General features: G+C 40.8%; 22 protein-coding genes. 5 read left to right on the top strand and 17 right to left on the bottom strand.

The window, feature by feature from the left end; translation table 11 throughout:
* Positions 1-48: 48 nt before the first annotated feature.
* Positions 49-750 (bottom strand): GntR family transcriptional regulator, encoded by a 702-nt coding sequence (locus tag J8Z28_RS08480; RefSeq protein WP_250660308.1) that lies wholly within the window; start codon positions 748-750, stop codon positions 49-51.
* A gap of 280 nt (positions 751-1,030) precedes the next feature.
* Here J8Z28_RS08480 and rsmF point away from each other — a divergent pair, with 280 nt between their 5' ends.
* Both rsmF and J8Z28_RS08470 read left to right on the top strand, forming a co-directional pair.
* The gene (gene rsmF / locus J8Z28_RS08475; protein WP_055198655.1) at positions 1,031-2,470 is read left to right on the top strand and encodes a 16S rRNA (cytosine(1407)-C(5))-methyltransferase RsmF; all 1,440 of its coding nucleotides are present in this window, start codon (positions 1,031-1,033) and stop codon (positions 2,468-2,470) included.
* Positions 2,471-2,780: 310 nt separating this feature from the next.
* On the top strand, positions 2,781-3,596 hold the full coding sequence (locus tag J8Z28_RS08470) for a polysaccharide deacetylase family protein (RefSeq protein WP_054561372.1): 816 nt from the start codon (positions 2,781-2,783) through the stop codon (positions 3,594-3,596).
* Here J8Z28_RS08470 and J8Z28_RS08465 read toward each other — a convergent pair.
* The 14 genes from J8Z28_RS08465 to yceD form a co-directional block, all read right to left on the bottom strand.
* Positions 3,593-5,449: an alkaline phosphatase D family protein gene (locus J8Z28_RS08465; protein ID WP_502934621.1), complete on the bottom strand. Its 1,857-nt coding sequence runs from the start codon at positions 5,447-5,449 to the stop codon at positions 3,593-3,595. The genes J8Z28_RS08470 and J8Z28_RS08465 overlap by 4 nt on opposite strands.
* Complete coding sequence (locus tag J8Z28_RS08460; RefSeq protein WP_250660307.1) at positions 5,449-6,228, bottom strand: TatD family hydrolase; 780 nt, start codon at positions 6,226-6,228, stop codon at positions 5,449-5,451. The genes J8Z28_RS08465 and J8Z28_RS08460 overlap by 1 nt, the downstream gene beginning before the upstream one ends.
* A gap of 13 nt (positions 6,229-6,241) precedes the next feature.
* The gene (locus J8Z28_RS08455; protein WP_054554720.1) at positions 6,242-6,568 is read right to left on the bottom strand and encodes a PilZ domain-containing protein; all 327 of its coding nucleotides are present in this window, start codon (positions 6,566-6,568) and stop codon (positions 6,242-6,244) included.
* Positions 6,569-6,576: 8 nt separating this feature from the next.
* The gene (locus J8Z28_RS08450; protein WP_250660306.1) at positions 6,577-7,470 is read right to left on the bottom strand and encodes a DNA polymerase III subunit; all 894 of its coding nucleotides are present in this window, start codon (positions 7,468-7,470) and stop codon (positions 6,577-6,579) included.
* A gap of 1 nt (position 7,471) precedes the next feature.
* Complete coding sequence (gene tmk / locus J8Z28_RS08445; RefSeq protein ID WP_054561369.1) at positions 7,472-8,098, bottom strand: dTMP kinase; 627 nt, start codon at positions 8,096-8,098, stop codon at positions 7,472-7,474.
* A gap of 17 nt (positions 8,099-8,115) precedes the next feature.
* On the bottom strand, positions 8,116-9,093 hold the full coding sequence (mltG, locus tag J8Z28_RS08440) for an endolytic transglycosylase MltG (RefSeq protein WP_250660305.1): 978 nt from the start codon (positions 9,091-9,093) through the stop codon (positions 8,116-8,118).
* Positions 9,090-9,902, bottom strand: coding sequence for an aminodeoxychorismate lyase (gene pabC, locus J8Z28_RS08435; RefSeq protein ID WP_250660304.1), 813 nt, complete (start codon positions 9,900-9,902; stop codon positions 9,090-9,092). The genes mltG and pabC overlap by 4 nt, the downstream gene beginning before the upstream one ends.
* Positions 9,903-9,959: 57 nt before the next feature.
* A complete protein-coding gene (gene fabF, locus J8Z28_RS08430) occupies positions 9,960-11,198 on the bottom strand; it encodes a beta-ketoacyl-ACP synthase II (protein WP_054554715.1) in 1,239 nt (412 codons plus the stop codon).
* Positions 11,199-11,315: 117 nt separating this feature from the next.
* A complete protein-coding gene (acpP, locus tag J8Z28_RS08425; protein WP_016707440.1) occupies positions 11,316-11,552 on the bottom strand; it encodes an acyl carrier protein in 237 nt (78 codons plus the stop codon).
* Positions 11,553-11,790: 238 nt separating this feature from the next.
* Positions 11,791-12,537, bottom strand: coding sequence for a 3-oxoacyl-ACP reductase FabG (fabG, locus tag J8Z28_RS08420; RefSeq protein WP_054554714.1), 747 nt, complete (start codon positions 12,535-12,537; stop codon positions 11,791-11,793).
* Between the two features lie 11 nt (positions 12,538-12,548).
* Entirely contained in the window at positions 12,549-13,475 is a 927-nt protein-coding gene (fabD, locus tag J8Z28_RS08415) for an ACP S-malonyltransferase (protein ID WP_250660303.1), read from the bottom strand.
* A 70-nt stretch (positions 13,476-13,545) separates the two neighbouring features.
* Entirely contained in the window at positions 13,546-14,574 is a 1,029-nt protein-coding gene (gene plsX, locus J8Z28_RS08410) for a phosphate acyltransferase PlsX (protein WP_054554712.1), read from the bottom strand.
* Between the two features lie 11 nt (positions 14,575-14,585).
* Positions 14,586-14,756 carry a 50S ribosomal protein L32 gene (gene rpmF, locus J8Z28_RS08405; protein WP_036967969.1) on the bottom strand — a complete coding sequence of 57 codons (171 nt, stop codon included), beginning with the start codon at positions 14,754-14,756 and terminating at the stop codon, positions 14,586-14,588.
* Between the two features lie 10 nt (positions 14,757-14,766).
* Positions 14,767-15,291, bottom strand: coding sequence for a 23S rRNA accumulation protein YceD (gene yceD / locus J8Z28_RS08400; protein WP_054554711.1), 525 nt, complete (start codon positions 15,289-15,291; stop codon positions 14,767-14,769).
* 141 nt (positions 15,292-15,432) lie between these two features.
* Here yceD and J8Z28_RS08395 point away from each other — a divergent pair, with 141 nt between their 5' ends.
* Positions 15,433-16,029 carry a Maf family protein gene (locus tag J8Z28_RS08395; protein ID WP_250660302.1) on the top strand — a complete coding sequence of 199 codons (597 nt, stop codon included), beginning with the start codon at positions 15,433-15,435 and terminating at the stop codon, positions 16,027-16,029.
* Between the two features lie 52 nt (positions 16,030-16,081).
* Positions 16,082-17,164, top strand: a complete 1,083-nt coding sequence (locus tag J8Z28_RS08390) for a hypothetical protein (RefSeq protein ID WP_250660301.1) — start codon at positions 16,082-16,084, stop codon at positions 17,162-17,164.
* A 20-nt stretch (positions 17,165-17,184) separates the two neighbouring features.
* Here the strand turns inward: J8Z28_RS08390 and J8Z28_RS08385 are convergent, their stop codons facing one another.
* Positions 17,185-17,829 carry an HAD-IA family hydrolase gene (locus J8Z28_RS08385; RefSeq protein WP_250660300.1) on the bottom strand — a complete coding sequence of 215 codons (645 nt, stop codon included), beginning with the start codon at positions 17,827-17,829 and terminating at the stop codon, positions 17,185-17,187.
* Positions 17,816-18,784, bottom strand: coding sequence for a 23S rRNA pseudouridine(955/2504/2580) synthase RluC (gene rluC / locus J8Z28_RS08380; protein WP_250660299.1), 969 nt, complete (start codon positions 18,782-18,784; stop codon positions 17,816-17,818). Before rluC ends, J8Z28_RS08385 begins: the two co-directional genes overlap by 14 nt.
* 619 nt (positions 18,785-19,403) lie before the next feature.
* Between rluC and rne the strand changes: the two genes are divergently transcribed.
* A complete protein-coding gene (rne, locus tag J8Z28_RS08375) occupies positions 19,404-22,661 on the top strand; it encodes a ribonuclease E (RefSeq protein WP_250660298.1) in 3,258 nt (1,085 codons plus the stop codon).
* Positions 22,662-22,685: the final 24 nt, after the last annotated feature.

Genomic DNA, 22,685 nt, shown 5'->3' with positions numbered 1-22,685 from the left:
TAACTCTATTTTTTAAATCTAAATTGTGACTGTTTAACTAAAGCGCTACTAATTTTTTGCTGCGAGTAAGTCAAACTTAGTCTGAATATTTGCCTGAGACGCACTGATATGGCGCTTCATAAGCATTTCGGCTAATTCACCGTCATGGTTTTCAATGGCATTAATAATAGCCAAGTGTTCATCAAACGCTTTTGATACACGCGGCCCAACCATCCCCATTTGTACACGGTACATACGAATTAACTGGTACAACTCATTACATAAAAGATGAATTAGGTGTGCGTTTTTCGACCCTTTAATAATGCGATAATGAAAATCAAGGTCGCCCGCTTCTTGGTAGTATGATTCACCTTCTTTTACACGCTGTGTTTGTAAGTGCTGGTTCAATAACTGTTTTAAACCCTGCACTTCTTCAGGTTCCATGTTATCGGCAGCTAAACGACAAGCCAGCCCTTCTAAGGTACTACGAACCTGATAGACTTCGATTAAACGCTCAGCTGTTAGTGCAACGACACGGCAACCGACATTTGCTTTACGCTCTACCAAATAACAGCTCTCTAAACGATTTAGCGCCTCACGTAAGGTGGCACGGCTTACACCATAGCGTTTAGCAAGTTCTGGCTCAGAAATTTTGCTACCCTGCTCGATGGTGCCTTGGACAATTTCACGACGCATGTCGACAAACACTTGGTCTGATGCTGTTGTTATCGTGATATCGTTGTAGTTATCGTTGGCTTTTTGCTCTGTCATAATAGGTCTATCAAAGTACTAAATTAAGATTGTCGACAATTTGTGAGTTCACTATGCGCCCTATCATTGCAAGTGTCAACCTTGAGAACGGAAAAACAGGCTAAAAAACCAACAAAATGTCGACATAAATTGATATTTATCAAAAATAATGGCTATAAAGAACATTTATATTAGCAATATGTCGACACTTTAATATCACTCTTAAAAAGCTAAAAATATCCCCTGATAGCGCTATAAATGGTATGATCCAGCTATTATTACGTGATGTGAGAGCCATTTAGTGGACGCTAATACATATATTCCTGACTCATTTATTGATGATGTAAAAAGCTACCTTCCCGAACATTTATCATTAGACGACTTTATTGCAGCCTGTCGCCGCCCACTCAGACGATCTGTTCGCGTAAATACCTTAAAAATGTCAGTCGATGAATTTCAGCGTCAATGCGCCAAAAAAGGATGGGAATTAACAGCAATTCCATGGTGTGAAGAAGGATTCTGGCTAACACGTCCTAGCGACGAAGAAGCGGCGCTTGCCATCGGAAATACCGATTTACACTTAAGTGGTGCTATGTATGTACAAGAAGCCAGCTCAATGTTACCGCCTGTAGCACTGAGAGCCGAAGTTCAGCAAAGCGATGCGGTACTTGATATGGCATCGGCACCAGGTTCAAAAACATCACAAATCGCTGCCATGATGGATAATAGTGGCGTGTTAGTGGCCAATGAGTTGTCATCGTCACGCTTAAAAGTATTAGCAGCAACCCTTAAACGTATGGGCGTAGGTAATTGTGCATTATCACATTTTGACGGTGTGATATTCGGGGATTACATGTATGAGTGCTTCGACAGTATTTTGCTAGATGCCCCGTGTTCAGGTGAAGGCACGGTTCGTAAAGATGCTGACGCCCTAAAGAATTGGTCAATTGAGTCAAATATTGATATTGCTGCTGTGCAAAAAGCCCTTATCAAAAGTGCCTTTTATGCCTTAAAACCAGGCGGCACATTAGTGTATTCGACCTGTACTTTAACACCGCTTGAAAACCAACAAGTGTGTGAGTATCTATTAGCAGAGTTCCCTGATTGCATCGAAGTACAATCGCTCGATAGCCTTTTTGATGGTGCAGACAAAGCAACAACCAGCGAAGGTTATTTGCATGTTTGGCCGCAAACTTACGACAGTGAAGGTTTCTTCATAGCTAAATTTAAGAAAATAGCGTCAAGCGATAACCCTAATCAAAAAGTTAAAAAAGGCGCATTTCCGTTTGCTGAGTTTGATAAAAAGCAAAGCCAAGCGTTTATGCAAACAATTAAAAAACAATTCGGTCTAAAATCACTCAAAGGCACGCTAATGCAGCGTGATAAAGAGCTTTGGTTGTTTCCTGGTGGCTTTGATGAACTGCAAGATAAAATTAAATACTCACGTTTAGGTATTCAACTTGGTGTGATCCACAAAGGCGGAGTTCGCTTAACTCACGAGTTTGCCACTGTCTTTGGCCAAGATTGCGATAAAAATACCTTTGAGATGTCTGCTTGCCAAGCAAACGATTACTTTAACGGTAAAGATATTCGACTCGAAAAACCAACGCAAGATAATGGTGAAGTAGTTTTAATGTTATGTGGTTGTCCGGTAGGCCTAGGTAAGTGGCAAAAGAATAAAATTAAGAACTCATTACCTCGTGATTTGGTCCAAAATGCCCAGTTGATAACTTGGGTATAAGTTGCGCATAAAGACTGTATAAATAAGGCACTAATTTAGGTAAAAAGATGTAACAGACTGATTTTAAACTAGTATAAAATTTGTACATTTACCGTGCAATTTCCTGCTGATTAACTACACTTAAAAGTACTTTCTACTTCTCCCTACTGAATTTAGAAGGTGTTTTTTTATAGTTAGCGCAGGCTCACACGAGCCACCCCCTAAGCCCAGAACAATGCGGATTCGTTCTGGGCGTTTTTTATTCAAAAGTCGCATAGCAAAGCATTAGTCTTTTTGATTTCATTGTAAAAACAATGATAAAGGATTGATTATGCTTAAACCCTTGTGCGTCGTACTACCACTTTTAATCAGCTGCCAAACTCTGGCAAAAAGCAGTGACTACCTAGGCTTTGACTACCCTAATAAGGCTAAAAATGCTGTCAGTATCACTTTTGATGATGCAAGACATAGCCAAGTTGATACCGGTTTAGCGCTTTTAAACAAATACCAAATAAAAGCGACATTTTATGTATCCCCTTTTAACGTAAAAGAACGTGTTGAAAAGTGGCAAATGGCTGTAAAAACAGGTCACGAAATTGCGAATCATACGGCAAGCCACTTGTGTACCGGCAACTTTGAATGGCTTCGTGAACTTGGGGTGTCGCTTGAACAATTTACGTTAAAAGAAATGGAGCAAGATATCTTAAAGGGGCAAGACTATATAAAAGCCACACTCAACGTGACACCAACCGCTTTTGCCTACCCTTGCGGAAACACCTTTGTTGGCCGTGGTGCAAATACTAAAAGTTATGTACCGTTAATAGCCAAGCACTTTAAAACAGGTAGAACTTGGCTCGACGAAACGGCGAATAACCCCAACTTTACAGACTTTTCGCAGTTAACTAGCTTACCCATTGATGGACTTACTTTCGAAGAGATCCAAAAAACCATAGAGCAGCACCGAACTAACAATAGTTGGATCATTCTGGCAGGCCACGATATTGGCAAACGAGATCAGTACACTACCGGCACCGACGCGCTAGAGCAGCTCATTGTTTATCTACAAGATCCTAAAAATGGGTTTTGGTTAGATACAGTAAGTAATGTTGCTGACTACGTTGAGGCGAATCGCAAAGCAATAGATTAATTATCGTTTAAATCGAATTCAGTTATTTGGTTATCAGCGTGAATAAGTTCATATTTAGCAAGCAAACCGTCATTGAGCTCAATTAAGCTGATAGCCGCATTACTGACCAAATACTTTTGCCCTTCGCCTATGGTTTGGTGTTTATCAACTTCCATTTGCCAACGTTTAGTGAAAAAGTTAAGTGGGCTTTTTGGCGCATATAAAATTGAGTCGAGCTTATCGAGTACATTAATAAGTTTGCGTGGGAACTCATTTTTAATACCACTGGCGGTTAACTGCCAAATCCGATTTTTATGCTTACCAAAGCGCTTTTGAACTGAAAAACAAAATGAATAATGAACATCACCAGAGAGGATCAAGGTTTCTTTTGGCGTATCTTCACGGCGAAAAGTATCTAGCAACTTTTTAGCAGAACCTTCATGGGCCATCCAGTTTTCAACATCAACTAACAAGGGTTGCCCGCAAAAATTAAAAATCGCTTGAATTGCTTCAATCGATTTAACACCAAACACCGGAGCTGGAGATACGATAATCACTTTATCGTGAGACAGTAAGCTTTCTTCTAATTCAGTGAGCCTTTCCCAATCAAGTAAACCTGATGGCTCATTGAAGTTTTGTTCATTACGCCAGCGATGGGTTCGGGTATCGAGCACTACAACCTTTGGAATGGTATTAAGCTCGTAATGCCAATGGTTAAAATTGAGTATTAACTTATCAAAGTCTTTAAAATACCAGCTCTGTTGCTGCAGACTTTCTTTAAAGCTGGGTAATAAAGACAGTGAGTTATCGCCTGCATCATTACCAATCCCCTGCATTAACCAATAACTAATTAAACCATTATTTACAATACGACGGCTAGCTGGGTGCTGATAAATAGCCTGCTCCCAGCCTGCGGTTAAGTTCCAATCATCGGTGACATCATGATCGTCAAACATCATTAATGTCGACACATTAGCGAATAACCTTTCAACGCTTTGAAGACCCTTTGCAAAGCCAACCAGTGCGTCCTTTTCAAGTTTAAATAAGTTAGCGTATTTAGGGGCTAATGCTGGGCATTCAATTGATTCAAAATCTATTAGCTGCCAAGTAACAGCGCTGAAGTTTAATAAATAAAGCGCAATAAATTCTTGAAAATGAATTAAGTGGTTTTCAGCTTTTAAACTTGAGAAGTGTGGCTCGTCTTTTTTGAGCCAATAACCAACACCAAATTTGCTCCTTTTCTGCCAAGGTACTTTGGGTAAGTGTAAATGGCGCTGATATAGTTGCTGCTCAAACTCTTCTGGCAAATCTAAATCAAGCTCTGGTTCTTGAAACACACCAAATAGACTAATCACTTTTTCAATCGCGAGCAGCATTGGCCCTGCGACATCATCCGCATATATTTGGTCGCCAGATAACAATAATAAATCAGCACCTGCATTAAGCGATTGGCGCTGATCATTTTGCCAATTATCTGCAGCAACAAGGCTGTCTTTTGCAGGGTGATGAGGATTACGACACGAACCATGAAGAATTCTATCGAGTCGATTTGGGATCACAAATGCCGGAGATTCGGCACGTTCATAGCAATAAGACGATAAATCAAGGCTTTTTTCTTCATCATGTAATGAATAGTAGATCAGTGAATCAACTGCAAACTGGCCACTGACTGGCATGACATTAATGAAATTTAAGTAAAGGTGTTGCCCTAATTGGATTGATTCTAAGCTAGAGAATGTCTCAACACCTTTAAACTCTATTCGGTATTGGCAAGGCAAAGTTGTAACAAATTGAAAGCACACTCGCCCTGCATCTGCTCGGCGTACCATTGGCCCCATTACTAACTGAGGTAAGTTCGATACGCCGTCCACTATTACGCCCTTTTAGCCTGATTGAACAACGAATAAAAGTTTTTAGTTGTTGCTTCAGCTAATTCGTTAAAAGTGAGCCCTTTTAACTCAGCAATGTAGTAAGCGACATCTTCAACATAGGCTGGTTGATTTGTTTTACCACGATATGGCACAGGTGCTAAATACGGTGAATCTGTTTCGATTAGTAAGCGATCTAGCGGAATTTGCTTTACAACGTCTTTTAACTCTACTGCATTTTTAAACGTAACAATGCCCGAAATCGAAATATAAAAGCCCATATCAATGGCTTTTTTGGCCATTTCCCAGTTTTCTGTAAAACAATGCAATACACCGCCACAGTTCTCGGCATTGTGAGCGCGCATTAAGTTAATAGTGTCTTCTCTAGCGTCTCGTGTATGAATAATAAGCGGCTTATTTAGCTCATTGGCAACGTCGATATGACCGACGAAACTCTCTTGCTGAACAATATGGGTGTCTTTTGAGTAATAGTAATCAAGACCCGTTTCGCCAATAGCAACCACTTTGTCGTGGCTTGCAAGTGAAATAAGCTTTTGCTTATCGAGTGCGTCTTTTTGATCGAGTGGATGCACACCGCATGATGCAGAAACATCTGGATAGTTCTTAATTTTATCCAGCATACTTGGGAATTGATCTAAAGTTACACTTACACATAAAAAGTGTTCAACCTTTTTAGCGCGAGCATTATCTAGTACTTGGTCTAAGTCTAAGTCTAGTTTTTCAAAATCTAAACGATCTAAATGACAATGAGAATCTACAATCATGGTACTACTTTTATTACATGGTATAGGTCGGATTGCCGGAGTTTAACATAGTACCGAGTAGTTTTTCGATTTTCGCATTCAAATTGGTTTTATCATCGATAAAATTAACACCAATACCTGGTGGGTTTGAGCTTTGTGCACCTTGTGGTGTGATCCAAGCAACTTTACCCGTTACTACATCATCTTCTAATGCATCTGGTAATGTGACCTTTAAAGCCAATGAATGACCCATTTCAAAGCGCATATTAGTGCGAACAAACAAACCACCATTTTTTAGATAAGGCATGTAACAGCGATATAATTCTTCTAAGTCTTCAATATCTACTAATAATTCTTGCACGATACTTCCTAATTTTGGCTTTCACGTAAAGTAAACGCTAATTGTGAAATGGCTAGTTCCATATTCAAGCCAAGCACATGTGAGTTATTATAAAGAAACTCTGAAATTGCAGTTTGTGCTTTCTGATAATTGAAAAAGTCCATTCCTAACATTAATTGCGTTTTAAGATGCTCTGTTAAGAACAAAGCAAATACATTAACCAAGCTATGATCTTTATTAAGGATGTCGACTAACGCACTGAAATTATGGCTGTCTTTTATCTCAGTTGCAAATTTATAAAGAGAATCGACAGCTTCAAGTTGGTTGTCATTTTGCCACTGCTGAACAAGTAAAGGTTGCCTAGCGAACAACTCTAACCATGAATAATTAGCAATACTTAATGATGCTAACCATTTTTTCGTATATTCAGAGTTAACTTTTATTTCGTGTACGGCACAGCGACTTAAAATTGTTGCAGGTAATAATGCTGTTTGCTCGCACGTTAACAATAAATAACGGCGTAAGCTTGGCTCTTCAAGGGTTTTTAATAAAGCATTAGCCGCAGCAGTGGTCATTTTGTGACACTGTTCGAGCACAACTACTTTGTTACCATTTTGCGCCGCTGAATGGTTGATAAAATCACTGATCTCACGAATTTCATCAACGCCTATTGTTTGGCCTTCCACCTTTAAAACGCGTTTATCAGGATGAGTACCCGCTTGATTAAGTTGACAGCTTTTACAATTGCCACAGGCTTTTAAATTTACAGGTGACGCGCAAAGTAAGCCATCGGCGAGCGAATCGACTAAACATTGTTTGCCAACACCTTTATCACCATTAAATAGCTGGGCATGATGAAAGCGTTGCTGTGCAAAACTTTGCGCTAGTTGCTGATAAAGCCCTTCAAGCCACGGCAAAGGCATATTAATTTAAACCTGCAAAAAAGTTATCAAGCACAGTTGTGATTGCCGCATGTACTTCTGGCATTGTTTGGTTTGCATCCACTGTTTTGATACTGCTATCAGTTTTAGCTATTTCAAGGTAGCGTGCGCGAGTGCGCTCAAAAAAGCCTAATGCTTCTTGTTCGATACGATCAAGTTCACCACGGCCTTTTGCACGAGCAAGCCCAACTGCAGGGTCAATGTCTAAATAAATGGTTAAATCCGGTTTTAAACCATTTAGCACCATATCAGCTAAAAAAGAGAGTTTAGTCTGTTCAATACCGCGACCCCCACCTTGATATGCTTGTGATGAAAGATCATGGCGATCACCTAAAACCCAAGTGCCCTTTTCAAGTGCCGGATTAATAACATTAGCAACTAATTGTGAGCGTGCTGCATACATTATTAACAGCTCCGTTTCGCCCGTCACTGTTTCTTGGTGAGCCTGTTTGACGATATTACGCAGCTCTTCAGCCATAGCTGTACCGCCAGGCTCACGTACATTAATAAAATCGACTTGCTTGTTTTCTAAATAAGCTTGGCATACGGCAATGGCCGTTGATTTTCCGGCACCTTCTAGGCCTTCAATCACTATAAATTTCGCTGTCATAGACTCAATTCTGGTTGTTAGTTTAATTGGTACTGCTTTACCGCACGATTATGTTCTTGCAATGTTTTCGAAAATTGATGGCTGCCATCCCCTTTCGCAACAAAATACACATATTCAGACTCCGGTGGATTAACCGCGGCCAAAATCGCTGCTTTCGAAGGCATGGCTATGGGTGTTGGCGGCAAGCCTTTTATCTTATACGTGTTATACGGTGTATAGGTTGTTAAATCTTTTCGTTTTATATCGCCATCAAAATCAGCACCAATACCATAAATCACAGTTGGATCGGTTTGTAAGCGCATATTGGTTTTTAAACGATTGGTAAATACCGCAGAAATTAATGGTCGCTCAGAAGCAAGGCCCGTTTCTTTTTCGATGATAGAAGCCAGTATTAACGCTTCATACGGTGAACTTAACACCAAATCTGCTGCTCTAGTTTGCCATGCAGCGTCTAATTCCTGCTGCATTTTGTTGTATGCACGTTTTAATACGCCGCTGGCAGTATCTTCACTATGGTAGTGATAGGTGTCAGGGAACAACCAGCCTTCTAAATTTTGTTGTGTGCTACTTATCTGCGCCGCTAAATTTTCTGTATCTAAGTCTTGTGTTAAATGTGCTTGCTTTTGAATATTAGCAACAACGTCTCGAAGTGGCTGACCTTCAATAATTGTAAAGCTAAAGCTCACTTGTGCACCTTGATTGATACGACGAATATTATCAATAACAGCGCTTGTATCCAGTTCATATAGACCCGCTTTTAGATCAGTAAGCGTAGGATCTAATTTAGCAAGTACCTGAAATTTAAAACAGCTATCAACCCACTGCTTTGTTTGCCATGCTTGGCAAAGCTGATTAAAGCCAGTGCCACGTTCTACTTTAAATAAAGTACTATTTTCAACCTTTAACGGCATTTTTAATGCTGATTGAAGCTGTTGATAGCCAATACCACAACATAGCAATGCTAATAACAGCACGCTAACAATGACTTTTATCACACACTCTCCTTGGCAAACTGCGCCGCTAATAGCGCTTTACTGCATTCAATATCAAACTGTGTATCAGCAATCCGTGCAACGGGAACCACGCCCATTAAACTGTTACACATAAATACGGCATCCATAGCTAAAAGCTCATCTAATTGGATTGCTTTAAATTCAATGGCTAACTTATCACATAAAGCGCTGAGATAAACCCCAGTGATACCGCAGCGGTCTAACTTAGGTGACATAACTTGACCGTCTTTAATAGCAAATAAATTTGCAGCCGAACATTCAATCACATTGTTATCATAATCAAGAACAACAACGTCATCACATTCAAGGCTGCTCATTTGCTTTTTGATAAGCACTTGCTCTAGACGGTTCAATGTTTTTAAGCCTGCAAGTAAAGGTTGATGTGCAAGTTTCACGTCGCTGACTGCTAAGCTTACGCCCTGCTGCTGCCAACTTTTATAGTGTGAAACTGCAGGCATTATACTGATCAGCACTTGAATACTTGGTGTATCTGGTAAGCCATAACCACGCCCACCTGCACCACGGGTGATAACTATTTTTAAAATACCAGTTTGTGTATCACTGATTGTGTGGTTAACTTCACGCTCAATTGCGGTTAAATCTAATTCGGGGAAAAATAGTCTTTGCGCGCATTCTTCTAAACGCGCTTTGTGTAAATCCCAGTGCTCAACGACAGAATTCACCACAGAGGCGGTGGTAAAAAAGCCATCACCATAATTTAAGCCACGGTCTTGCGTGCTTATTGTGGTGTCTGGTGTGATTATTTTTATTGTTTGTTTTAATTTACTCATACAAAAAAGCCCAGTTAAACAACTGGGCTCTTCTTTTTAGTCCGTTGTTAAAAAGAATTATACCTTTTTAAATAGCAACGAGCCATTAGTACCACCAAAACCAAATGAATTACATAGTGCGTAATCCAATTTAGCGTCACGTGCAGTGTGCGGTACGTAGTCTAAATCACAGCCTTCATCTGGGTTATCAAGGTTGATTGTAGGGCTTACTTTCTGGTCAACAAGTGACAAGATAGTAATGATCGACTCTACCGAACCTGCTGCACCTAACAAGTGACCCATCATTGATTTAGATGAACTTACCATCACATCTTTCGCTGCATCACCAAAAATAGTTTTAACAGCTGATGTTTCGGCTTTATCGCCTGCATTAGTCGATGTTCCATGAGCATTAATGTAACCAACTTGGTCTGCATTAACTTGTGCATCGTTTAGGGCATTTTCCATCGCTAGAGCTGCGCCTGCACCGTCTTCAGGTGGAGACGTCATGTGATATGCATCACCACTCATACCAAAACCAACGAGTTCAGCGTAGATTTTCGCGCCACGTGCTTTAGCATGCTCATATTCTTCAAGTACGATAACACCAGCACCATCAGCAAGAACAAAACCATCACGGTCTTTATCCCAAGGGCGTGATGCTGCTTGTGGATCATCGTTACGAGTTGATAATGCACGTGCTGCATTAAAGCCACCCATACCAATTGGTGTCGATGCTTTTTCAGCACCACCGGCTACCATTGCATCTGCATCGCCGTATGCAATCATACGCGCAGCATGACCAATGTTATGTAGACCTGTAGTACAGGCTGTAACGATTGAAATATTAGGACCACGTAAACCGTGCATAATCGATAAATGACCAGAAATCATATTGATAATGGTCGAAGGCACGTAGAACGGAGAAAGCTTACGCGGGCCGCTGTTTAATAGTTTGATGTGGTTTTCTTCAATTAAAGTTAAACCACCGATGCCAGAACCCACTGCTACACCAACACGAGTGGCGTTTTCTTCAGTGATCTCTAGACCAGAATCTTGTAGTGCTTGTACACCCGCTGCAATGCCATATTGGATAAACAAATCCATTTTCTTTGCATCTTTCGGTGACATGTAAGCTGATGCATCAAAGTCATTCAGCAAACCTGCGAATTTGGTGCCGAAACTTGAGGTATCGAAATGCGTGATAGTTTGAATACCACTTTTACCGTTTAACAAACCTTGCCAAGTAGATTCAACATCATTACCTAGCGGTGTCAACATTCCTAAGCCAGTTACGACGACTCGACGTTTAGCCACGGGTTGCCTCCAATAAGGAAATTATTTTAGGTGGGGTGTATACCAAATTTATTAGTATCATTCTATAGATAGACTAAGGGCAGCTTAATGCTGCCCTTAAAATCAAAATGCGTAAAATTACTCAGCGTGAGCTGTAACGTAATCGATTGCAGCTTGAACTGTAGTGATCTTTTCAGCTTCTTCGTCTGGGATCTCAGTGTCGAATTCTTCTTCAAGAGCCATTACTAGTTCTACAGTGTCAAGTGAATCAGCACCTAAGTCGTCAACGAAAGAAGCTTCATGTTTTACTTCTTCTTCTTTAACACCTAGTTGCTCAATGATAATTTTCTTTACGCGTTCTTGGATGTCGCTCATTCTTCTTTCCTTTATTAAAAACGCCAATGCGTTATTTTCAGATTGCGGCGTAGTTTACGCCGCATAATTCTGTGATTCAAGGATTTGCTGATAATTACTTATCTGGTCAAACCTCTCGAATAGTATTTGTTCATTTATCGCTTATTTTCATAGCGAATTCAAGTATGTTTAAAGCAAGATCACAAAAATTTCAACAATTTTCGATAATCTTTCGTTAGCAAATTTTTGCTAACTTTCATTAAACCATGTACATCGCGCCATTTACGTGCAATGTTTCGCCTGATACATACGCAGCAGCGTCAGATGCTAAATAACATACCGCAGCAGCGATTTCTTCAGGTTGGCCTAAACGCCCTGCAGGTACATTTGCAAGCGTAGCTGCTTTTTGGTCTTCAGTCAGCTCGTCTGTCATATCTGTTTGGATAAAACCAGGTGCAACAACGTTCACTGTGATACCACGTGATGCAACTTCGCGTGCTAATGACTTAGTAAAACCAATTACACCCGCTTTCGCTGCAGCGTAGTTAGCTTGACCCGCATTACCCATAGTGCCCACAACAGAACCGATATTAATGATACGGCCATTTTTCTTTTTCATCATAGGGCGTAAAACAGCCTTAGATAAACGGAAAATTGAGCTTAGGTTCGTGTCGATGATGTCATCCCACTCACCGTCTTTCATACGCATTAATAAGTTATCGCGAGTAATACCCGCATTGTTAACTAATACGTCGATATCGCCTAAATCAGCCTTGATCGCAGCAAGTGTCGCCTCAATCGATTCAGGATCTGTAACGTTAAGGGCATAACCTTTACCGTTGTCACCCAGGTATTCACTGATTTTAGCAGCACCTGATTCGCTTGTTGCAGTGCCGGCTACTTTTGCACCTTGTGCAACTAGCGTATTTGCAATCGCTTTACCAATACCACGGCTTGCACCAGTGATTAGGACAACCTTGCCCTCAAGAGAAAATAAATTTGTCATTCTATTCCTACTTATTTCGCTTCATCAATAGCAGCTTGCGTATTAACCGCACCACATACCATTGCTTTATCAATTCGTTTAGCAAGACCCGTTAATACTTTACCTGGGCCAAACTCATAGCTTTGTGTGATACCTTGCGCAACTAATGCTTGTACAGTTTCAGTCCAGCGTACCGGGCTGTAAAGTTGGCGTACTAATGCATCTTTAATTGCTTCACTTGATTGCTCAGCTTTTACATCAACGTTGTTGATTACATCACACTGAGGTGTATTAAATGTTAAAGCCGCTAAATCAGCAGCTAATTTTTCAGCAGCTGGTTTCATTAGTTCACAGTGAGAAGGTACGCTTACTGCGAGTGGTAAAGCACGTTTAGCACCTGCTTCTTTACATGCTTCTGATGCACGCTCAACTGCCGCTTTGTGGCCGGCAATAACAACCTGACCTGGTGAGTTGTAGTTTACTGGTGAAACGACTTCACCATTTGCTGATGCTTCACACGCTGCTTTGATTTCGTCGTCACCTAAGCCGATGATTGCAGCCATAGAACCAACACCCGCAGGTACTGCTTCTTGCATATATAAACCACGATTTTCTACTAGTTTAACGGCTTCGCTTAAGCTTACAACGCCAGCACAAACTAATGCTGAATACTCGCCTAAACTGTGACCAGCCATAACAACATCGGCATCAGGGTTTGCGTCTAACCATTGACGGTAAATAGCAACACTAGCAGTAAGAAGTGCTGGTTGTGTACGATGGGTTTGATTTAATTCTTCTTCTGGACCATTTAGTACAAGTGCAGCTAGATCATAGCCAAGAGCTTCAGATGCTTCAGCGAATGTTGCTTTAGCAATTTGTGAATCAGCTAATAGTTCAGATAACATGCCCACAGTTTGTGAGCCTTGACCTGGAAATACGAGTGCAATTTTATGTGCCATACTTTGCTCTTATAATTAAACAAAAAAATATTCTGTAGCAGGCAGCATAACAAGTTTAAGATATGCTGCACTACTTTGTTGTTGGATGTGTTTGCTCAAAAATCGCAGCGATTTTTTCAGGGAGTTGGCGTTCGACTTCCCGCGCGGCTTCATCAATAGCAGCATGAAACGCCTTTGGTGAGGCATTGCCATGGCTTTTAACAACAATACCGCGCAATCCTACCAGACTTGCGCCGTTATACTGGTCGGGGTTCACCCGCTTGTAGAGTTTTTTTATCACTGGACGCAATAAAAACGCTAAACTTTTGTATAAGAAATGCTTGTGTAAGGCTTTGGTGAGTTTATGCATGATCAGTTTGGCAATACCTTCACAGGTTTTTAATGCCACATTACCTACAAATCCTTCGCACACAATAACATCAGCTTTTCCACTGAAAATATCACTACCTTCACTGTAACCTGTGTAGTTGAGATATTCACACTGCTGCATTAACTGTGCAGCTTGTTTTATTCCTTCATGCCCTTTGATGTCTTCAGAGCCAATATTCAATAAACTAACTCTTGGGTTATCACACCCAAGTGCCTGCCCTGCTACCACAGAACCCATAATGCCAAATTGATAAAGGGTTTGCGCATCACAATGCACATTCGCACCTAAATCAAGTAAATAAACAGGGTTTTTACGTTCGGTTGGAACAGCAGAGATTAATGCAGGACGTTTTACGCCTGGAAGCATCTTTAATACATAATGCGCCATAAAAAATAACGCGCCTGTATTACCAGAGCTTACACACGCTTGCGCTTCACCCGATTTAACTAAATCGAGGGCAACTCGCATTGATGAATCTTTTTTAGAACGAACCGCTGAAGCAGGTTCACACGCATTTGTGACGACTTCGCTACAATGGCGAATAATTAAACGAGGGTGTGAAACAGAATCGAGTGCTTCGAGTTCTTTTAGAATAACTTGCTGATTACCACATAAGATGAGTCTTAAGTTGGTATTAGCATTTACCGCTTGCACGGCAGCGGGGATAGATGAACGGGGGCCGTAATCGCCCCCCATCATATCTAACGCTATGGTTAGATTGGTCAGCATATAGCAATCTCTTAGTTAGAAATTACTTTAACGCCTTTGTAGTAACCGTCAGCAGTTACGTGGTGACGACGGTGAGTCTCACCAGAAACTTGATCTACAGTTAAAGTTGGACCACTGATCGCATCGTGTGAACGGCGCATGCCGCGTCTTGCACGAGACTTTTTGCTTTTTTGTACAGCCATTAGTCTTCTCCTAAGAATCTTTCTTAAGTTGTTTCAAAATATCAAATGGATTTGGTTTGTCATCTTTTGCTGCTAATTTACCAAAGCTAGTAGGCTCTGATGAATAACTGCATGAAGCTTCGTTGTGTGTAGGCACTATTGGAATAGCTAAAATCAGTTCGTCTTCGATTAACTCAAATACGTTGATTTCACCGTTTTCGTCCAGCTCTACTTCATCGTAACCTTCAGGTAGATGATCTGACTCTGCATCCAAACCAATTGGCGAATACACAAAGTCTTGTTCCAAATCCAACCCTAATTCTCCATTACAGCGTTGACAAGTTACAGTTACATGTGTTGATAAGTTACCACTTATTACCACTAAACCTTGCTCGTCAATTTTGCAATGAATCTTTACCGCTATTTCACCTGCTTCCTCCTGCACAACTTGCTCTAAACGAGAAAGTTTTTCAAGCGGGACAATACCGTCATACGTTAAACGATGTTGAGCTGCTTTGCTGGGATGAAGAGTGATGGGAATTTTCACCTTTTGCATAGGGGCTGCATCATATAGATAGTTAGTAAGTTAGTCAAAGTAAAAAACCAATTTTGGTTGGTTTTTAACGATCTTCTGCTTTGTTTTAGGATTCATTGTGGCTTATCCTTGGCAAAATACAATTTTCATCCAGAATTTATTATGAAACCAACACTTATATTAGCGTCAAGCTCACCATTTAGACAGCAATTATTAACTAAGTTTAACTTACCTTTTCAAAGTTTTTCTCCAGATATTGATGAGTCCCCTATTGCAGCTGAAACACCAGAGCAATTAGTTGCTCGTTTAAGCGAGCAAAAAGCCCGAGTTGCCAAACAACATTTTAGTGAAGGTTTGGTGATCGGCTCTGATCAAGTTGCGGTATTCAACGATACAATTTTAGGTAAACCTCATACTAAAGAAAATGCCATTAAGCAGCTATCATCGTTTAGTGGCCATATAGTGACCTTTTTAACTGGTTTAAGTGTATTTGATATACAAAGCGACAAAGCAATTACCACCGTGGTGCCATTTGATGTGACATTTAAAGCACTCACACTTGAACAGATCAATGCTTATTGCGATGCAGAGCAGCCATACTACTGTGCAGGTAGCTTTAAAAGTGAAGGATTAGGCATCTGTTTATTTGAAAAGCTCAGTGGCGATGACCCTAATACATTGATAGGCCTGCCACTGATCACATTAACTAAAGTGCTGGCTGAGTTTGGTGTTGACGTGTTGACATGTCACAAAACTTAGTAAAATCTATTAAATAGCATAGATTAAAATTCAGCTAAAAAGGAAAGGCTTTATGACTCGACAAGGATTGTTAATAACCTTTTTTCTATCAGGGTTAAGTTTGTTTACGAGCAAAATGCATGCCTCACAAGGGTTATTAGAAGTTTACTCATGCAATACGTGTAATTATGAAAAAGCCAAAACAATTGCTAAAGAACACCACGTCAAACCTGACTGCCAAAGGGAACCTTCATCTAATGAAAGGTTACACCTTGGTCAGCCTATTCTTAAATGCGATACTTCATCGAAAAACTTGATAATAGTAAATCCATTAGTTAAAAGAGCTTTTAAATTTAATGTTAAGGCGACAAACAACTCATCAACTTCTCAAGAAAATGAGATTATTTCAACAATCGAAAGCTTGCCATTAAACACCTCAGAAAAAGATTTATTAAAAACTTTTTACGATATAGACCGAAATTTCAGAACCGCAGTATCGAAGAGTTCTTCCACAACATCCTCTAAAATTCAAAGTCCGCTTGAGCTTAATTCAACGAGTTCAAATAACGAAGATAGCTGTGCCTTACACCCAGTTAATTACTTTGGCAATCAACAATATCAAACCAACCTCCATGAAGATTTAACAAAATTCATAGAAAAAGAACTTTTTGATGCAAATTGGTTTGATAACTTTAAAGCCTCTGATACAACTGAAAGTGTGCTAAAACTACGTAAAGGCGACTCAGGATTTCAAATAAGTCTTCAACACAATGAAATAGGTTCTTATATTAGTAAGGTTTATGGAAGTTCGGATAACCTTTTAAACTTTGAAGTGAAATATAATGGTGAATTTAATATTGGTGGTACTCGTAAATTAAACTTAACTTACAAGTTAAACCGTGGCGCATCAATTATAGATGGTATGGCAATGAACTTATTATTCAGTCCTGTGGTGGATTTAACTGATGTAGCTATTTCAAATTGTCTACTTAAGTTTATTGAGGAAAATAGTAAAGAAATTGAAACGATTGATAGCCACACACGTGGTAATGCGCATTTAGCTGGGAATTGTAACCGAAAAATTAAAAAGGAATTGTGTTCTACTGAACACAATAGCCAAAAATGTACAAACTCGATTATTAGCTTACGTTGTTAGTGTTTAAATTGGCTAAGCAGTTAAAGCAAATATTGCTTTAACTGCTGGTATGAATCAACAACACATAACGGCGTATGTTGTTGCAACTGCGCCGGGCTATGGGCACCAAAACTCACTCCAATACAAGCAATACCTGCGGCATTAGCCATTGCCATATCGAGTTGGCTATCACCAATCATCACAGCATCACTTTTTGCTATGCCCTGCTCGTGCAATATTTGCTCAAGCATATCTGGAGATGGCTTCGACTGTGCATCATCTGAGCATTTTACATTCAAAAAGTACTTCCCAAGACCTGACTCATTAAGAAGCCTATCAATGCCTTCACGTCCTTTACCGGTAGCCACAGCCAATTGCATACCTGCATCACTTAACTTCTTTAAAACGGATTCTACATCTTTAAATAAAGGTGTAGGTGTAACATCTAACTCACGGTACTGTGCTTTGTAACCTGCAACGAGTTCGTCGTTTAAATGTAAATGCGCCGGAAAAAGCACTTCAGTGGCTTTTGCCAGCGACAAACCAATGACGTCTTTCGCTTGTTGCTCTGTTGGAACAGGAATACCTAAGTCTCGCGCAGTATTTCGCAAGCAGGTAACAATTTTTGGCACAGAGTCCATCACAGTGCCATCCCAATCAAAAATAACCAGCTTAAACTTGTTCATTATCGGCACGTAGCTTTTTGATACAGTTTTGAAGTGCATTATCGAGTGGCGCTTCAACATGCATGGTTGTTTCGTTTTTAGGGTGCATAAAACGTAAATCATGGGCATGTAAAAACAAACGGTTTAAACCAGTCAGCTTATTTACGTATTGATCAAACTCTACAACGCCATATTTATCATCACACGCGATTGGGTGACCTTTACATTGCGTATGCACACGAATTTGGTGAGTACGCCCCGTTACTGGCGACGCTTGCACTAATGAGCACTCAGCATATCGCTCAAGCACACGAAAACGCGTGTGCGATGGTTTACCTTCGGTATTATCAACACGAACCACACGCTCACCAGATTTCAAGGTATTTTTACGAAGTCCTTCAGTAACGTTTTTCGTTTTAGAATCCCATTGACCATCAACTAATGCCCAATAGTTTTTTTCCATGGTTTTTTCACGTAACTGTTTATGTAGATCAGTTAACACTGAACGACGTTTAGAAATAAGCAAACAACCTGATGTGTCACGGTCTAGTCGGTGTACAAGCTCTAAACTACGCTCTTCAGGGCGAAGTACGCGAAGCGCTTCGATTAAGCCATAACTTAGGCCACTGCCACCATGCACAGCCATACCCGAAGGCTTGTTGATCACCATTAAATACTTGTCTTCAAACAAAATGGCGTCTTCAAGTTGTTTTACTTTATCGAGTTTTTTTGGCACAAACTCTTCTTTTTCGGCCACTTTAATAGGTGGAATACGAACCACATCATTTAGTTGTAGTTTGTATACGGGTTTTATGCGTTTTTTATTTACTCGCACTTCGCCTTTACGAAGGATTTTATAAACTGCACTTTTAGGCACACCTTTTAGGTGAGTAATAAGAAAGTTATCAATACGTTGACCTAGATGGTCTTCACCTATGGTAACAAACGAAACTTGTAAGCCGGTTTTTTCTGACATTGCCTAATCACTGATTTAAGTAAATAATTTAGTTGCTAACGCGACGGTAATAGTGGGATAATCACCGTCGCGAACATAAAGTTTGCAAGTAACAACGGTGCTTTTATCACATTAATACATTCGTGAAGCATATTCTGGGTTGCCGATCATACAGATCCGCGCTAAGTTTTCCAAAGCTTTTATAATTACCCAGCCAACACGAGCGTTCAATTATCGGCGATGCGCGTAATATATTGCCTGAATAATTTGAGCACGAATGTTGATTAATGAACATAAAAAGCAATTGAACAAGATAAATTGACTGATAGTGACGACGTAGCAACGTCATTCAGAAGCAGCTGTTGTAGCAAGACATTGAATAAAAATTTGAACATGGTCGACTTCGGGACAAAACTCGTAAATTAAAACCGCAGAATTGGCGGCAGTTTTGACACCTATAAGAATTTAATAACGTGAGAACATGTTATTGTCAGCCACACTTAGTGATGCTCAATGTAAGCAAACAACTTCAGGTTTTGACTTTACCCAGTCGTGAGACTGCACAAAAACAACCGTCAGAAACCACTGAACAGACGAGTTTATATCGTCATGTCAGCGACAGAATTAGTAGAGTAACAATATGAAACGTATGCTAATCAATGCGACGCAGCAAGAAGAAATGCGCGTTGCACTGGTTGATGGCCAGCGCCTGTATGATTTAGACATAGAGAGCCCAGGTCACGAACAAAAAAAAGCAAATATTTACAAGGGTAAAATTACCCGTATCGAACCGTCACTAGAAGCTGCCTTTGTTGATTATGGCGCTGAAAGGCACGGTTTCCTTCCTCTTAAAGAAATAGCTCGCACCTACTTCCCACAAGGCTATACATTCCAAGGTCGTCCAAATATCCGTGACGTGATCAAAGAAGGCCAAGAAGTCATTGTGCAAGTTGATAAAGAAGAGCGTGGCCAAAAAGGTGCTGCGTTAACGACTTTTATCAGCGTTGCAGGTAGCTATTTAGTACTTATGCCTAACAACCCTCGTGCCGGTGGTATTTCTCGCCGTATCGAAGGTGATGAGCGTACTGAACTTAAAGAAGCACTAAGCCGTTTAGAACTACCTAAAGGCATGGGCTTAATTGTTCGTACTGCGGGTGTTGGTAAATCATTTGAAGAACTAGAGTACGACTTAAAAGCCCTATTAGTGCATTGGCAAGCGATTCAGCAAGCTGCTGATAGCGGCCCTGCTCCGTTCTTAATTCACCAAGAAAGTAACGTAATTTTCCGCGCAATCCGTGACTATTTACGTCGTGATATTGGTGAAATTTTAATTGATAAAGCACGTGTATTTGAAGAAGCGAAAGCGCATATTGAGCGTTTCCGTCCTGACTTCATGAGCCGCGTTAAGCTTTATCAGGGCGATGTACCACTATTCACTCACTACCAAATTGAAAGCCAAATTGAATCTGCTTTCCAACGTGAGGTTCGCTTACCATCAGGTGGTTCAATTGTAATTGACCCAACTGAAGCACTAACGTCTATCGATATCAACTCATCTAAAGCCACTAAAGGCGGTGATATCGAAGAAACAGCACTTAATACTAACTTAGAAGCAGCAGACGAAATTGCTCGTCAATTGCGTTTACGTGACTTAGGTGGTCTTATTGTTATCGACTTCATCGATATGACACCACCACGCCACCAACGCGAAGTAGAGAATCGTTTAAAAGACGCTGCTCGCCCTGACCGTGCCCGTGTACAGATTGGTAAGATCTCACGCTTTGGTCTGCTTGAAATGTCGCGTCAGCGCTTACGCCCTTCATTAGGTGAAGCAAGCCAAGGTCCATGTCCTCGTTGTAATGGTCAAGGTACGATTCGTTCTAACGAATCAATTGCACTGTCTATCCTTCGTTTAATCGAAGAAGAAGCAATCAAAGACAACACATCACAAGTAAATGCACAAGTGCCTGTGGCTGTTGCCGCTTACCTATTGAACGAAAAACGTCGTAGTGTTCAACGCATCGAAAAGCGCCATAACGTTGATGTTGTGATCATTCCTAATCAACACATGGAAACGCCACATTACGAAGTAGTTCGCTTACGTAAAGACGAAACAATCGAAACAGTAAGCTACGAGCAAGTTGTTGCTCCTGAGCCAGAAGCATTTGAAATGGCTAAAGCGCCTTCAGCACCAGTTCGTGAAGAGCCGGTTCTTAAAGGTGTTGTTATGCCTACTACACCTGCACCTCAAGCTGCACCAAAAGCTGAGCAAACGACTCCTGCGGCTAAAAAGTCTGAAGGTGGCTTATTTGCTGCAATTGGTAAGTTCTTCAAGTCGTTATTCAGCAATGCCGAAGAAGAAGCTGAAAAAGAGCAAGAAGAGAAAAAAGCAGCACAAAGACGTAGCAATAATCGTCGCAACAACGACAACCGTCGTCGTAGCAACAACCAACGCCGTCGCAACTCTCGTAATAAACGTCCTGACGATGCACAAGCTAAAGAAGAAAACACAAATACTTCGAATAAGCCTGAGCAAAAAGAAGGTAACGAGAATCGCAACAAACGTCGTCGTAATTCTAACAACAGAAAACGTAATGAAAAACGTAATGATGATGTAGAACAAACGAATAAAGACACTGCACCAGAGACGAAATCTGAGCAACCAAAGGAAACTAAACCTAAGGTTCGTCGTCAACGTCGCAACTTACGCAAAAAAGTTCGCGTAACAGATGAAAGCGCAGATGAAGCAAAAGCAGTACAAACGACTGAAACAACTGAGCAAGCACCTAAAGCTGAAAAAACAGCCAAGCCTGCAAAAGAAAAAGTAGCAGTTGAAACTGAACAAGCAGAACAGCCAGTTGCTGAAAAGCAAGTATCTTCAGAGCCAGTAAAAGCTGACGCTGAGCCTAAACAAGCTGAGCAAACTGAATCGGTAGTTGAATCATCAACTGATGAAGATCAAGCTCAACCTCGTACACGCTCTCGTCGTTCACCTCGCCACTTACGTGCCGCAGGTCAACGTCGCCGTCGCCCTGAGCATGATGAAAAGTCAAGTGATGACAAAGCTGATGCGCCAGCATTTATTCCAGTTGCCGATCAAGCTGCTGCTGAATATGAAGCTGAGCTAAAAGCAAAACAGGCTCAGGCTGAAACTGAAGAACCAGTAAAAGCTGAAGAGCCAGTTAAAACTGAAGAGCCAGCTAAAGCTGAAGAGCCAGTTAAAGCTGAAGAGCCAGTGCAAGCTGAAGAGCCAGTTAAAACTGAAGAACCAGTGCAAGCTGAAGAACCAGTGCAAGCTGAAGAGCCAGTGAAAGCTGAAGAGCCAGTGAAAGCTGAAGAGCCAGTGAAAACTGAAGAACCAGTAAAAGCTGAAGAACCAGTAAAGGCTGAAGAACCAGTAAAAGCTGAAGAGCCAGTTAAAGCTGAAGAGCCAGTTAAAGCTGAAGAGCCAGTTAAAGCTGAAGAGCCAGTTAAAGCTGAAGAGCCAGTTAAAGCTGAAGAGCCAGTAAAAGCTGAAGAGCCAGTAAAAGCTGAAGAACCTGTAAAAGCTGAAGAGTCAGTACAAGCTGAAGAACCAGTGAAAGCTGAAGAGCCAGTTAAAACTGAAGAACCAGTGAAAGCTGAGGAACCAGTGAAAGCTGAAGAGCCAGTGAAAACTGAAGAGCCAGTGAAAGCTGTAGAACCTGCTAAAAATGAAAAGACTGTTTTAGTAAAAGGTTCAGCAAGCGCTGCAATGGCAAAACCTACGCCAGTTGCAGATATTGAGCCAGAGCCAACACCAGCGGCTATGGCGCATAACAAGCGTGTAGCTATTCCAGATAGCGGCCTTCGTGCAGGTTCAATTAAACCTGCTGGCAGAGCCCGTGCTGATATGGCAAAAACCTTAGCGGTTGAATAATTTAGTCGCTTAAGTAAAAAAGCC

Origin of the sequence: Pseudoalteromonas sp. SCSIO 43088 (assembly GCF_023650795.1) — a bacterium.
Classification (GTDB): Bacteria; Pseudomonadota; Gammaproteobacteria; order Enterobacterales; family Alteromonadaceae; genus Pseudoalteromonas; species Pseudoalteromonas shioyasakiensis.
Note: the sequence above shows the minus strand (reverse complement) of the source record. Positions and strands in the feature narration are given on the sequence as shown.

Coding starts and splice junctions, on each gene's coding strand:
- rne (WP_250660298.1), top strand. CDS start 19,404: ATGAAACGTATGCTAATCAATGCGACGCAGCAAGAAGAAATGCGCGTT.
- J8Z28_RS08385 (WP_250660300.1), bottom strand. CDS start 17,829: ATGAACAAGTTTAAGCTGGTTATTTTTGATTGGGATGGCACTGTGATG.
- J8Z28_RS08450 (WP_250660306.1), bottom strand. CDS start 7,470: ATGCCTTTGCCGTGGCTTGAAGGGCTTTATCAGCAACTAGCGCAAAGT.
- J8Z28_RS08480 (WP_250660308.1), bottom strand. CDS start 750: ATGACAGAGCAAAAAGCCAACGATAACTACAACGATATCACGATAACA.
- rpmF (WP_036967969.1), bottom strand. CDS start 14,756: ATGGCTGTACAAAAAAGCAAAAAGTCTCGTGCAAGACGCGGCATGCGC.
- J8Z28_RS08460 (WP_250660307.1), bottom strand. CDS start 6,228: ATGATTGTAGATTCTCATTGTCATTTAGATCGTTTAGATTTTGAAAAA.
- acpP (WP_016707440.1), bottom strand. CDS start 11,552: ATGAGCGACATCCAAGAACGCGTAAAGAAAATTATCATTGAGCAACTA.
- fabD (WP_250660303.1), bottom strand. CDS start 13,475: ATGGCACATAAAATTGCACTCGTATTTCCAGGTCAAGGCTCACAAACT.
- fabG (WP_054554714.1), bottom strand. CDS start 12,537: ATGACAAATTTATTTTCTCTTGAGGGCAAGGTTGTCCTAATCACTGGT.
- J8Z28_RS08470 (WP_054561372.1), top strand. CDS start 2,781: ATGCTTAAACCCTTGTGCGTCGTACTACCACTTTTAATCAGCTGCCAA.
- pabC (WP_250660304.1), bottom strand. CDS start 9,902: ATGAGTAAATTAAAACAAACAATAAAAATAATCACACCAGACACCACA.
- J8Z28_RS08395 (WP_250660302.1), top strand. CDS start 15,433: ATGAAACCAACACTTATATTAGCGTCAAGCTCACCATTTAGACAGCAA.
- plsX (WP_054554712.1), bottom strand. CDS start 14,574: ATGCTGACCAATCTAACCATAGCGTTAGATATGATGGGGGGCGATTAC.
- yceD (WP_054554711.1), bottom strand. CDS start 15,291: ATGCAAAAGGTGAAAATTCCCATCACTCTTCATCCCAGCAAAGCAGCT.
- rluC (WP_250660299.1), bottom strand. CDS start 18,784: ATGTCAGAAAAAACCGGCTTACAAGTTTCGTTTGTTACCATAGGTGAA.
- J8Z28_RS08390 (WP_250660301.1), top strand. CDS start 16,082: ATGACTCGACAAGGATTGTTAATAACCTTTTTTCTATCAGGGTTAAGT.
- tmk (WP_054561369.1), bottom strand. CDS start 8,098: ATGACAGCGAAATTTATAGTGATTGAAGGCCTAGAAGGTGCCGGAAAA.